The organism is Bacillus sp. JNUCC-22, from assembly GCF_018861275.1.
In the GTDB taxonomy this organism is placed as follows: Bacteria; Bacillota; Bacilli; order Bacillales; family Bacillaceae; genus Bacillus; species Bacillus velezensis.
This window is the reverse complement of the sequence record NZ_CP076408.1, coordinates 1,461,294-1,473,954: the sequence shown is the minus strand read 5'-3', so window position 1 is coordinate 1,473,954 and position 12,661 is coordinate 1,461,294. Positions and strand designations below refer to the sequence as shown.

Sequence of the window (12,661 nt, the reverse complement as noted above, 5' to 3'; positions counted from 1 at the left end):
TTTCACAATGGCTTCACCATGATCATATATGTCTTTTCCCGATCGTCTTTTTCAAGCTTAAGCTGTTCAAAGCCGCATTGGCTTAAAAACAAAACCCATTCCTGCCTGTCCAGGGGAACGGCTGAAAACATCGCTTTATGCTCCCCTCTCAGCCGGCCCGCAATCTCTTCAATGACCGCGCGTCCGATTCCTTTCTCTTTTGCCTCCGGAGCGATGGCCACGGTTCCTAGCCACGGTTTTCCGTTTGAAGGCGCCCATTCCAAATGAAAACTGACGGCGGCAGGAGCGCCGTCAATCTCCCATACGAGCCATGTTCCATTGTACATGGAGTATGCAAGCATAAACTCCGCCGCATTTTTTGTTCCGAACTCTTCGTTTTTCCACACCGGGTGTGCAGCCGCCAGCTGCTCCAGAAACCCGAGATCTTCTTCTTCAAAATCTCTACCTGTCAGCATGTAAATAGTCGTCAAAGATAATTTTATGTATTGCCGGATTGCCCGCAAGCACGCTGTGGTTGTCTAAAAACGTAAACGGTTCGCCGTCTGTGGTCGTGTAAATGCCCCCGACTTCGTTCAGCAGCACGCAGCCGGCAGCGTAATCCCACGGAGCGAGCCTCATCGTAATGTATGCGTCAATGCGGCCGGCTGCAACACTGGCCAGCTCAAGTGCCGCCGAACCGTAGGAACGCGTTCCTCTGACCCGTTTTACGAGCGGCGCCAAAATACTCGGGTCAATCCTTCTGTTTTCCGTCACCCATGTGGCATTGATTGCAATAATGGCTTCTTCAATGGAAGCTTCTTTTAAAGGAGCAAGCGGCGTGTCGTTCAGATAAGCCCCTTTTCCGCTGAATGCGTGATACAGTTCGTCCTGCATCACATCATAAATTAAGCCGATTTTGCCTTTTCCGTCTTCAAAGATGCCGATGGAGATCGCGAAATGCCGCTTTTGATGGACAAAATTCATCGTTCCGTCAATCGGATCAATGATCCAGACGATTCCGTCAAGGGAGCGGAGTTTATCCCCCTGCCCTTCTTCTCCGAGAATCCGGTGTCCGGGAAAAGTTCCTTGTATACGGTCAATGAAAAAGCGCTCCGTCTCTTTATCAATATTTGTGACTAAATCATTCGGATTTGATTTTGTTTCAATCGTCAAGCTTTCCTGCATGGATTGTCTGATTCTCGTTCCGGCTTCTTTTACCCATTGTTTTGCGATATCATCAATTTCCGTCCAATTTGTCATACCGTGTACCTCTTTTCTATGTATAGCTTATTCTATAGCATACTGATAAAGGCGATGAAAAAGCAAGGAAAATGAAAAAAATGCCTTCTCACGTAAAAACGAACCATTTCCTGCGGTTCGTTTTTACTATTCTTTATCCGTTAAGCCGAATCCATTCTTTTCTGAGACGTTCCAGTTTTCTTTTGCTAAGATCGATTTGATCTTCATTCTCTTTTTGCATGGCCTCATACAGGGTTGCCAATTCATAATCAACCTCTAGTCTCCAGACAGCTACACGGTTATTTTTTTCCTCCCTGAATCCTTCCTTCACCACTTGCCTCATTGTCTTTCGCCCCTTCCAGAGATCATTTGTTAAAAAAGCATCCCATTTTCCAATTTATTAATGATACTTCTTATATCGTATGGAAACTTATATTCGGCTGTAACAACATTCTTAAAATTGTGTGTTTACCTATTCGTTTTTTACCACCAATCCTCTCGGCTCAAACGTTCTCAATGTTTTTGCGGCCGGCGGCGGCTGTGGTAAAATATGAATACTTACGATAAGGAGGAAAAAGATGACTCAGATGCGTTTTACAAAAGAAGACTTCGATACATTTACAATAGAAGGTTTAGATCCGCGCATGGAGGTGTTAAAAGAACAAGTCCGTCCGAAGCTGACCTTGTTAGGAGAGCATTTCGCACCGACATTGTCAGCATTGACAGGCGATGAAATGTTTCCACATGTCGCCAAGCACGCGAGAAGATCTGTCAACCCGCCGGCTGACAGCTGGGTTGCCTTTGCCAACAGCAAACGCGGGTATAAGAAACTCCCTCACTTTCAGATCGGTTTATGGGACACTCATATGTTTGTATGGTTTGCCATCATTTATGAATCTCCGATAAAAGAGGAATACGGCAGATTGCTGGAAGCGAAGCAGGAGGACATCACAAAACAGATTCCCGGTCATTTTGTATGGTCGCCGGATCATACGAAGCCAGGGGCGTACAAGCAGTCCGACATGGATCAGGAGCAGCTGAAAACATTATTTGAACGCCTGCAGACAGTGAAAAAAGCAGAGCTTTTGTGCGGCATTCAGCTGCAAAAAGAAGACGTGATCAACATGAACAACAATGAATTCCTGCAAACCATTGAAGATGCTTTTAGGAAGCTTTCCTTTTTATACACACTGACTCAGAAAGTCTCATAACATAAAAAGCGGGCCGATTGCCGGCTCGCTTTGTCTACATTTTGATAATCGCTTGATCTGATTGTTTCGCCTGTTTCACAGTCCGATACGGGGAATAGGTGCTGTCAGCTTCAAATTGGCTGCAGATTTTCTTTTCCTCCGCTTTCCCGGGAACGATTTCTTTAAAGCGGCGGTACGCATTCAGAAGTCTGTCTCGGTCAGCTCCTTTTTCATAGGCGTTTTCCACCTGCTGAAAAAAAGCAATGACATCCACGGCCTCCTCTGTCGTCCAGTCCTCATTCATCGGATATTGATATTCCAAATGTCTTCACTCCTTTATAATCATGCTCAAAATAAGCATCTTCCATAGATCATAAATTGTTCTTTACTTTCTTTCAAGTTCATAATATAATTCATTTGTTTTACGTTTAAAAAACGGGTAATAAAACTGAATGTAATACAAACTAATCCGTAGGTATTATGATAAAGGTGGGAAAACAATTGCCGCAACATGAAACACCCCTGTACAGCGGACTGAAAAAGCACGCGGACAGACAGCCTGTCCAATTCCACATTCCGGGCCATAAAAAAGGCGCGGGAATGGACCCGGAATTCAGACAATTTATCGGAGAAAACGCGTTAAGTATAGATTTAATTAATATCGAACCTCTGGATGATTTACATGCGCCAAAGGGCATCATTAAAGAAGCCCAGGATCTGGCCGCTCGAGCATTCGGCGCAGACCATACCTTCTTTTCCGTACAAGGGACGAGCGGCGCCATTATGACGATGGTTATGGCCGTATGCGGACCCGGAGATAAAATCATCATCCCGAGAAACGTTCATAAATCCATTATGTCGGCCATTGTATTTTCCGGAGCGGTGCCGATTTTTATTCACCCGGAAATTGACGATGAGCTCGGAATTTCTCACGGCATTACGCTTGAGTCCGCCGAGCGGGCTTTGACGGAGCACCCTGACGCAAAAGGCCTGCTTGTCATAAATCCGACGTACTTCGGTGTGGCAGCTGACTTAAGCAGCATTGTAAAGCTCGCGCATTCTTTCGATGTGCCTGTGCTTGTCGATGAAGCGCACGGCGTGCATATTCATTTTCATGATAAGCTTCCTCTGTCCGCCATGCAGGCGGGCGCTGATATGGCAGCCACAAGCGTGCACAAATTGGGAGGCTCCCTGACGCAGAGCTCCATTTTAAATGTGAGAGAAGGTCTTGTTTCCAAAGAAAGAGTACAGTCGATTTTAAGCATGCTGACGACAACGTCAACATCCTATCTGCTTCTCGCTTCACTGGATGTCGCAAGAAAACGCCTCGCTACAGAAGGCCGCGATCTTCTAGAAGATACGATTCTGCTGGCGGATCAGACACGGGAACGCCTCAATCAAATTGAAGGCATCCGCTGTGTCGGCGAAGAAATCACAGGGTCTAAAGCTGCCTTCAGTTATGATCCGACTAAATTAATCATTTCGGTCAAAAACCTCGGACTGACGGGTCATGACGTTGAAAAATGGCTCCGCGAATCATATAATATCGAAGTCGAGCTGTCCGATTTGTATAATATTTTATGTATTTTCACCCCCGGCGACAGAGCGGGAGATGCCGACCGTCTTGTAAGCGCGCTTACAGACATTTCAAAGCAGGCTTCCGACAATGACTATGCTCATCAGCAAACCGAAGTTCTGCTTCCTGAAATTCCTCTGTTAGCGATGACGCCAAGAGACGCGTTTTACGCAAATACGGAAGTCATTCCGTTAAAAGAATCCGCGGGACGGATCATCGCAGAGTTTGTCATGGTGTACCCGCCGGGAATTCCGATCTTTATTCCGGGTGAGATCATTACTGAAGAAAATATCAGCTACATTTTTAAAAACTTGGACGCCGGCCTTCCTGTGCAGGGTCCCGAAGATGCAACGCTTGAAATGATCAGAGTCATCAAAGAGCAAAGAGCCATCCAATAAACATAAAGATGCCCGAAACGAAATCGTTTCGGGCCTTTTTACGCTTTTTACTCTTCTTCAAGATGACACTGGCATTGTCCGCAGCATGTTCCGTATAACGTCGTGACCTTCTCATCCTCAAAGTAATGAATCGCTTCGTTACAGTCTTGGCAAACAATTGTACCCATCTGTCATTCCCCATTTCTCAGAATTTGAAAACGCTTAATTTTCACTTGTTGTTATTATATTATTATGTCACATTTAATATGTCAACTGATAAATTGTATAACACATTTATTTTTTACGGTCTTTTTATAGCTCGAGGGTCAATCACAGTATATCCTTTATGACGCAATCCTTTTACAATGTCCGGCATGGCTTCCGCCGTCCATTTCCGGTCATGCATCAATATGTTGGCCCCGTCCCGCAGATAAGGACTGTTCAGTGTGATATCGGTAAGCGCTTTTTTGGATTGATATTTCTGATCCCAATCATACCCGAAGGTCCAGTTCATTTTCACCATACCTTCTTTTTTTATAAGTCTGTCACTGTAGTCCGTATTGCTTCCGAAAGGCGCCCTGAAAAATGCGGGTTTCTCTCCTATTACCTTTTCAACCGCTTTATTGACGCCGATGATTTCTTCCCGTTGTTTTTGTTCGGAAAGATCTTTTAAGTTTTGATGAGTCATTGTATGATTACCGATCATAAAACCTAACTCATGAATATGCTTAAGCGCTTTCTTATTTTCATCTTTTTTCAAAAAATGTCCGTTTACAAAAAAGATCGCTGACGCATTGAGATCGTGCAGTTTGTCCGCAATCTCAGCGGCATGCTGATCAGGCGCGTCATCGATCGTTACCAATGCGATCGGTTTTTTCTCTTTCTGTTCATCCATTTTTTCCACAGAAAAGCTTTTCGGATTGATATAGTAACGGGGCTCCGCCTTCTGTTTTTTCTGTTTTTCCTCTTTTGTATGGTGGTTTTCCCGTTTGGCATGATTGGCCGCGGCTTGAGAATGGGGTTTGTTTGTTTGCATCTTTTCATTTGATTGGCAGCCGGCGAGTAAGCACATACATATGACAGCTGCAGCGGCTTTATACATGACAATCCCTCCTGATATGGTTTTGCTCTCAGTATAACGAAAAAACAGCGCTCTCACGAAAAACAATGTGCCTTTTTTACACATCGGCTGCGCAAGTTGTCACACGTATTATTTCTTCATTAAAAACGGTTTCAATTATATAACAATTCAGTAACAAGCCTTAGGTTTTTCACCTCTCGTGATACACTTGATATAGTCCTTTTAAATGGATGAACCCATATATTATATAAAACAGAGGAGTAAGATAGATGCGCTACCGTACGGTGATTCCCTTTTTTTTGATGCTGTTCGTTCTGTCAAGCTGTTCGGTTTCTACTGTCAGTCCATTCACAAAAAACCGGATCGACAGCATTCATCACACTCAAATCTTGTTTTTTTCCGATGAAAATCATATAGATAAAGAAGTGCCTTATTACGATGCGATTCTTGATTTAGAAAAGAAATATCCCCATCATGTCGATCAAATGAAGGTTTATGACAACAGAAAGGGATGGGAAGAGGAAATCAACACGTTCCCTGCGCTGATGGTGATCAATCATCGGCATGTGGTCATGAAGATTGAGGGATCCGTAAAGAAAAAAGAGGATATCATCAAACCTATGCAGCATGTGCTTGCACAATAAAAACAGCCCCCGCTTTTACAAACGGGGGCTGTTTCTTTGTTACATTATTATTTTACGATATGGATCGGGCTTCCGATTGCTACTTCGGCAGCTTCCATAGTGATTTCGCCCAATGTCGGGTGAGCGTGAATTGTCATTGCGATATCTTCAGCAGTCATTCCGCCTTCGATCGCCAGGCTCAATTCAGAAATCATGTCAGAAGCGCTTGCGCCGGCAATTTGCGCACCGATTACAAGACCGTCTTCTTTACGAGTGATCAGCTTCATGAAGCCGTCAGTTTCGTTAAGAGACAGCGCACGTCCGTTTGCTGCAAACGGGAACTTAGCTGCAACGACTTCAATGCCTTCTTCTTTCGCCTGTGCTTCAGTGTAACCGACAGAAGCCAGTTCAGGCTCAGAGAATACAACCGCCGGAATACCGAGGTAATCGATTTCAGCCGGCTCTCCTGAAATAGCTTCGGCAGCGATTTTACCTTCGTAAGACGCTTTGTGAGCCAATGGAGGTCCGTCAATGATGTCACCGATTGCGTAAATGTTCGGTACGTTTGTGCGGCACTGCTTGTCTGTTTTAATGACACCGCGGTCAGTCATTTCGATACCGACTTGCTCAAGGCCGAGCTCATCAGTGTTCGGACGGCGTCCGACAGTGATTAATACGTAATCAGCATCAACCGTTTTTTCTTCGCCTTTTACTTCGAATGTAACTGTTACGCCGTCAGGTCTTTCCTCAACGCCTTTAGCCATGGCGCTTGTATGGATTTCAACGTTGCCTTTTTTCTTCAGTCTGCGGGTAACGAGAGAACTCATTTGTTTTTCGAAGCCAGGAAGAATTTCATCTCCGCCTTCTAAAATAACCAATTCAGTTCCGAAGTTCGCATACGCTGTTCCAAGCTCAGTACCGATATATCCGCCGCCGATAACAACGAGCTTTTTCGGAATTTCTTTAAGCGCAAGTGCGCCTGTAGAGTTCAGAACGCGTTCGCTATATTTGAAGTTTGGCAATTCGATAGGGCGAGAACCGGTAGCAATGATTGCGTTTTTAAATGTGTATGTTTGCGCAGAGTTCTCATCCATTACACGGACAGAGTTGCTGTCTACGAAATAAGCTTCCCCTTTTATAACATCCACTTTATTTCCTTTTAAAAGACCTGCAACACCGCCGGTAAGCTTATTTACAACAGAAGCTTTCCATTCTTGGACTTTTGTAAAGTCAACCGTTACGTTCTCAGCAGTGATCCCCATGTCATCTGAATGTTTTGCATTCTCGTAACGATGGCCTGCATTGATGAGCGCTTTTGAAGGAATACAGCCGACGTTCAGACAAACGCCTCCAAGAGTTGCTTTTTCAACGACTGTTACTTTTTGTCCAAGCTGAGCAGCGCGGATGGCAGCTACATAGCCGCCGGGTCCCGCACCAATCACAAGAGTATCTGTTTCAATAGGGAAATCTCCTACTACCATAACATTACGCCTCCATTAAAATAAGTTGTGGATCGTTCAGTAAACGCTTGATGTGGTTTAACGCATTTTGTGCAGTTGCTCCGTCAATCATACGGTGGTCAAAGCTGAGAGAAAGAGCTAAGACAGGAGCAGCTACAATTTCACCGTCACGGACGATTGCTTTTTCAGCAATACGGCCGATACCGAGAATCGCAACCTCTGGATGGTTGATAACCGGTGTGAACCATTGGCCTCCGGCAGAACCGATATTTGTGATCGTGCAAGAAGCGCCTTTCATTTCCGCAGGTGCAAGCTTGCCTTCACGCGCTTTTGTAGCAAGGCTGTTGATTTCATCAGAGATTTCGAAAACGGCTTTACGGTCGGCATTTTTCACTACCGGCACAAGCAGGCCTTTTTCGGTATCCGCTGCAATTCCGATGTTGAAGTAATGTTTTTGGATCACTTCATCTGTTTTATCATCAATAGATGTGTTTAAAACAGGGAATTTTTTCAAAGCGGATGTTAATGCTTTGACGACGTAAGGCAGATAAGTCAGCTTGATGCCTTGATCAGCAGCAACTTGTTTGAACTGTTTGCGGTGAGCAACAAGATTTGTTACGTCAACTTCATCCATAAGAGTTACGTGCGGTGCAGTATGCTTAGAGTTCACCATTGCTTTCGCGATCGCTTTACGGATACCGCTCATTTTTTCGCGTGTTTCAGGGAATTCGCCTTCAGGAGCCTGAGCCGCTGCAGGTTTAGCTGTTTCCTGAGGTGCAGCTGTTTCTTGCGGTGCCGCTTCTTGAGCCGCTCCTCCATTTGCAAAGCTGTCGATATCTTCTTTTACAACACGTCCGTTATTGCCTGAACCTGTTACTTTACGGATATCCACGCCTTTTTCACGGGCATATTTGCGTACGGAAGGCATGGCGATCACGCGTTTGTTCGGATCAGCTTCCACTTGGTCCTGCTGTCCTGCGCCGGTTTCTTTTGCAGGCTCTTTAGGAGTCTCTTCTTTAGAGATATCCTGCCCTGCTTCAGCAGACGACTGAACTTGAGCTTCAGTTTTCGCATCTCCTGAATCATGGCTTCCTTTAAATTGAAGATCTTCGTAACCAGGTGCGTCAAACGTAATAATCGTTTGTCCAACAGTTGCAACTGTTCCCTCTTCAACTTTTAATTCTAATACTTTTCCTTTAACAGGTGAAGGAATTTCTACCACTGCTTTATCATTTTGCACTTCAGCCAGAACATCGTCTTCTTCTACCTCGTCGTTCGGCTTAACAAACCATTTTACGATTTCGCCTTCGTGGATACCTTCCCCGATATCCGGAAGTTTAAATTCAAATGCCACAGTTTTCGACCTCCTAGTTGATTAAGCAAATTTTAGTTATGCATTCGCAAGCATTGAACCTAGTAAACAGACTCCTTCATATAAGAGAAAAGGACTCTCTTTACCGTCTTTTATGATGCCTGATTAAAATTCAAGAACTTTTTTCGCAGTTTCAAGAACGTCTTTATGGTTTGGAAGCCATACGCTCTCAGCAAGCGAGAAAGGAAATACTGTATCAGGCGCCGCAACACGCAGAACCGGAGCTTCCAGGCTCAGAATCGCGCGGTCATTGATTTCAGCTACAACGTTGGCAGCGATGCCGGCTTGTTTTTGAGCTTCTTGCACGACAATTGCGCGGCCTGTTTTTTCAACAGAAGCAATAATCGTATCAATATCAAGCGGACTTACAGTGCGAAGGTCGATAACTTCAGCAGAAACGCCTTCTTTTTCAAGCTCTTCAGCAGCCTTAAGCGACTCATGAACCATCGCGCCGTATGTGATGATAGAAAGGTCAGTACCTTCGCGTTTCACATCAGCTTTGCCTAGCTCAATTGTGTATTCCTCCTCAGGAACTTCCTGACGGAAAGAACGGTAAAGTTTCATATGCTCTAAGAAAACAACCGGATCATTGTCTCTGATAGAGGCAATCAGCAGTCCTTTTGCATCGTAAGGAGTGGAAGGGATAACAACTTTAATACCCGGCTGCTGAGCGATAAGGCCTTCCAAACTGTCAGCGTGAAGTTCAGGTGTATGAACCCCTCCGCCGAATGGAGAGCGGATTGTCACCGGAGAAGTCCAGCGTCCGCCGGAACGGTAGCGGAGACGAGCCATTTGTCCTGAGATTGAATCCATTACTTCATATACGAATCCGAAGAATTGGATTTCCATAACAGGACGGTAATCTTGCAGGCCTAAACCGAGAGCGAGACCGCCGATACCGGATTCAGCAAGCGGCGTGTCAAATACGCGGTCCTCACCGAATTCTTTTTGAAGGCCTTCAGTTGCACGGAATACGCCTCCGGCAACGCCTACATCTTCCCCGAAAAGCAGAACGTTTTCATTGTTTTTCAGTTCTGTGCGTAACGCATCAGTGATCGCTTGAATCATTGTCATTTGCGCCATGGCTTACTTCGACTCCTTCGCTTTGTAAATTTCAAGTTGTTCTTTCAAGCTGAACGTCGGCTCTTCAAACATATTCTCAATCAGCTCTGTTACTTTCGGTTTTGATTCACCGTCAGCCTTTTTGATAGCTTGTTTGATTTCTTCTTTGGCCTGTTCAATCACTTTGTTCTCTTCTTCTTCAGACCATAGTCCTTTGTTTTCCAAGAACTTGCGGAAACGTACGAGCGGGTCTTTTTGCTCCCATTCATTTTCTATTTCTTTCGTACGATATTTAGTCGGATCGTCACCGGACATTGTATGAGGTCCGTAACGGAATGTAAGAGTTTCAATAAGAGTCGGACCTTCACCGTTAATTGCGCGCTGGCGTGCTTCTGCGGTTGCAGCATAAACGGCTAGTGCATCCATTCCATCTACTTGAACACCTGTAATACCGACGGCAACTGCTTTTTGGGCAATTGTCTGTGCGGATGATTGCTTTTCTACAGGAGTTGAAATCGCATAGCGGTTATTCTGAACAACGAAGATCGCTGGTGCTTTAAATGCTCCGGCAAAGTTCATTCCTTCATAGAAGTCACCTTGAGAAGCTCCGCCGTCACCAGTGTAAGTAATAGCTACCGCTTTTTTACCGCGCTTTTTAAGACCTAAAGCTACACCTGCGGTTTGAATAATTTGAGCACCAATAATAATTTGAGGTGATAAAGCATTTACTCCCTCAGGCATCTGATTACCTTTAAAATGGCCTCTTGAGAACAGGAATGCCTGATGTAAAGGAAGACCGTGCCAAATCAGCTGAGGAACGTCACGATAACCCGGAAGGATAAAGTCGTCCTGTTCAAGCGCGAAGTGTGATGCAATTTGAGAAGCTTCCTGGCCCGCTGTCGGTGCATAGAAACCTAAACGTCCTTGACGGGAAAGAGAAATTGAACGCTGGTCTAAAATGCGGATATACACCATTCTTCTCATTAATTCCTTTAACTGATCATCTGAAAGATCAGGCATTGCGTCTTTATTTACGACTTCTCCTTCAGCATTTAAAATTTGGAACGTTTCAAACTGCTTATGAATAGCATCAAATTGTTTTTTGCTATCAACAATTGAAGTTTTTGTCTTTGCAGCCATTTTTTAAACCACCTCTTCTTTTGATTTAACAGGGTTAGGATACCGTTTAGCCATCCGTATTAAAAACAGTCTTATCATGCTCTGCAATTCTAAAATTAATCATTCAGAAATTCACATAGCGCTTAAGCAAAGATAATGACGTTTAAACTGTACTAATAAAAAAAGATTTTTTATTAGTACAATATGATCAACAACCATAGTTTACAGTAATTAAACAAAGCCGTCAATCATTTATAACCTCATTTTGAAACCGCTTATAAAACTTAAGATCATATTGCGCCAAACTGTACTATAAAAGACTTTAAACTGTATTATAAAAATGCTCTACTGTACTATAATTAAAAAAAATTACAAAGAGTAAATTAAGTTATTTAACTTAGGGGCGGGCTTTGAAAAGATGCCGCGGGATAAAAACGGGCAGTTAGCAATCGTCCCGCCTGCCGAACAGACGGGACGATGCTTTTGTCTAATTATTCAATACCCGCCCACACGATATTCAGCGGCGTCAGCACGGCATGAGGATGAAACTCGGAAATCGGAGTGAAAAATACATACGTAAAATCTTCGGCTGGATCAGAAAACATGCCGCACCAACCCATTCCAAGATGTGAGAAGGTGCCTTCTGTCATGAAATAATGGTCACCGGCCGGCCACAAATTAATGCCTAAACCAAAGCCGCCTTCCTCTCTGGGCGCTCCGAAGAAGTAAAAAGGAAGACCGGGCTTTATTTGATTTCTCAGCATCGCCTCGACTGTTTTTCTTCCAAGCAGCTTCTTATCTTTCAATCTGCCTTTATTTCTAAACATTTCAGCTAACTTCCAAATATCTCGCAACGAAGAGTACAGACCGCTTGTCGCTTTATTCGGAAAATACGGGTGATGACTTTTTTCCAGCTGTACGCACTCGTGCTCATTGATCACACAAACTTCTTCTTTTAAAGTATCAGGCACATAAAAATACGTTCTTTCTAATCCGAGCGCTTCAATAATATGCTTTGTTACATACTGTTCGTAGGATACGCCTGTTACTTTTGAAATAATGATGCCAAGTATAACAAAGCCGGTTCTGGAATAGTTCCATGCTTCATCCACTCCGTACTCCAAAGGCGTACTGACCAGATAGTTTATCCATTCTTCCTCATTCGTTAAGTCAATGCCTTCAGCCTTTTGAATATCCAGCTCAAAACTTAATCCCGCCGTATGAGTCAAAAGGTGCAAAATTTTAATTTCTCCGAAACCCGGTTTATCAAACGCTGGCAAAATGAGCTTGACCGGCATTTTCAGATCGAGCAAACCTTTTTCGACGAGCTGCATGACGGCTACAGCGGTAAACACTTTTGTCAAAGAACCGATTTCTCTGATTGTATCAAGCTGAAATGTTTGCTTTTCTTTTTGGCCGCCGGTAAATTCCCCTAACGACTCAGCTGCAAAAACCTCACCTCCTCTTGACATCATATAACTCGCACATTGCAGATCTCCATTGTCTATCATCGTCTGATAATGGCCGTTAAGAGCGTTAATTTGTTTCATATCAAATGCCGGATTGCTTAATGTTTGTTTCAT

General features: G+C 44.1%; 14 protein-coding genes. 3 read left to right on the top strand and 11 right to left on the bottom strand.

Going from position 1 to position 12,661, the window contains the following annotated elements; all coding sequences use genetic code 11:
- Positions 1-2: 2 nt before the first annotated feature.
- From JNUCC22_RS07450 to JNUCC22_RS07440, 3 genes are all read right to left on the bottom strand, one after another.
- On the bottom strand, positions 3-455 hold the full coding sequence (locus tag JNUCC22_RS07450; protein ID WP_039063024.1) for a GNAT family N-acetyltransferase: 453 nt from the start codon (positions 453-455) through the stop codon (positions 3-5).
- A complete protein-coding gene (suhB, locus tag JNUCC22_RS07445) occupies positions 442-1,239 on the bottom strand; it encodes an inositol-1-monophosphatase (protein ID WP_007409670.1) in 798 nt (265 codons plus the stop codon). Before suhB ends, JNUCC22_RS07450 begins: the two co-directional genes overlap by 14 nt.
- Before the next feature lie 133 nt (positions 1,240-1,372).
- Positions 1,373-1,561 carry a hypothetical protein gene (locus JNUCC22_RS07440; protein WP_003154513.1) on the bottom strand — a complete coding sequence of 63 codons (189 nt, stop codon included), beginning with the start codon at positions 1,559-1,561 and terminating at the stop codon, positions 1,373-1,375.
- A 235-nt stretch (positions 1,562-1,796) separates the two neighbouring features.
- Between JNUCC22_RS07440 and JNUCC22_RS07435 the strand changes: the two genes are divergently transcribed.
- Positions 1,797-2,429 (top strand): DUF1054 domain-containing protein, encoded by a 633-nt coding sequence (locus tag JNUCC22_RS07435; protein ID WP_007409668.1) that lies wholly within the window; start codon positions 1,797-1,799, stop codon positions 2,427-2,429.
- A gap of 34 nt (positions 2,430-2,463) precedes the next feature.
- On the opposite strand, the gene JNUCC22_RS07430 is transcribed toward JNUCC22_RS07435, so the two are convergent.
- Complete coding sequence (locus JNUCC22_RS07430; RefSeq protein ID WP_007409667.1) at positions 2,464-2,730, bottom strand: UPF0223 family protein; 267 nt, start codon at positions 2,728-2,730, stop codon at positions 2,464-2,466.
- Positions 2,731-2,909: 179 nt separating this feature from the next.
- Between JNUCC22_RS07430 and JNUCC22_RS07425 the strand changes: the two genes are divergently transcribed.
- Entirely contained in the window at positions 2,910-4,382 is a 1,473-nt protein-coding gene (locus JNUCC22_RS07425) for an aminotransferase class I/II-fold pyridoxal phosphate-dependent enzyme (protein ID WP_134986501.1), read from the top strand.
- 47 nt (positions 4,383-4,429) lie between these two features.
- On the opposite strand, the gene JNUCC22_RS07420 is transcribed toward JNUCC22_RS07425, so the two are convergent.
- On the bottom strand, positions 4,430-4,549 hold the full coding sequence (locus tag JNUCC22_RS07420; protein ID WP_003154518.1) for a GapA-binding peptide SR1P: 120 nt from the start codon (positions 4,547-4,549) through the stop codon (positions 4,430-4,432).
- Positions 4,550-4,662: 113 nt separating this feature from the next.
- A complete protein-coding gene (locus tag JNUCC22_RS07415; RefSeq protein WP_007409665.1) occupies positions 4,663-5,463 on the bottom strand; it encodes a polysaccharide deacetylase family protein in 801 nt (266 codons plus the stop codon).
- A gap of 248 nt (positions 5,464-5,711) precedes the next feature.
- On the opposite strand from JNUCC22_RS07415, the gene JNUCC22_RS07410 reads away from it, so the two are divergent.
- Complete coding sequence (locus tag JNUCC22_RS07410) at positions 5,712-6,086, top strand: hypothetical protein (protein ID WP_007409664.1); 375 nt, start codon at positions 5,712-5,714, stop codon at positions 6,084-6,086.
- A gap of 47 nt (positions 6,087-6,133) precedes the next feature.
- Here JNUCC22_RS07410 and lpdA read toward each other — a convergent pair whose 3' ends face one another.
- From lpdA to JNUCC22_RS07385, 5 genes are all read right to left on the bottom strand, one after another.
- A complete protein-coding gene (gene lpdA / locus JNUCC22_RS07405) occupies positions 6,134-7,546 on the bottom strand; it encodes a dihydrolipoyl dehydrogenase (protein WP_007409663.1) in 1,413 nt (470 codons plus the stop codon).
- A 4-nt stretch (positions 7,547-7,550) separates the two neighbouring features.
- Positions 7,551-8,879 (bottom strand): pyruvate dehydrogenase complex dihydrolipoyllysine-residue acetyltransferase, encoded by a 1,329-nt coding sequence (gene pdhC, locus JNUCC22_RS07400; protein ID WP_012117474.1) that lies wholly within the window; start codon positions 8,877-8,879, stop codon positions 7,551-7,553.
- 123 nt (positions 8,880-9,002) lie between these two features.
- Positions 9,003-9,980, bottom strand: a complete 978-nt coding sequence (pdhB, locus tag JNUCC22_RS07395) for a pyruvate dehydrogenase complex E1 component subunit beta (protein WP_003154528.1) — start codon at positions 9,978-9,980, stop codon at positions 9,003-9,005.
- A gap of 3 nt (positions 9,981-9,983) precedes the next feature.
- Entirely contained in the window at positions 9,984-11,099 is a 1,116-nt protein-coding gene (pdhA, locus tag JNUCC22_RS07390) for a pyruvate dehydrogenase (acetyl-transferring) E1 component subunit alpha (RefSeq protein WP_150941195.1), read from the bottom strand.
- A 470-nt stretch (positions 11,100-11,569) separates the two neighbouring features.
- Positions 11,570-12,661 carry a serine hydrolase domain-containing protein gene (locus tag JNUCC22_RS07385; RefSeq protein WP_072589052.1) on the bottom strand — a complete coding sequence of 364 codons (1,092 nt, stop codon included), beginning with the start codon at positions 12,659-12,661 and terminating at the stop codon, positions 11,570-11,572.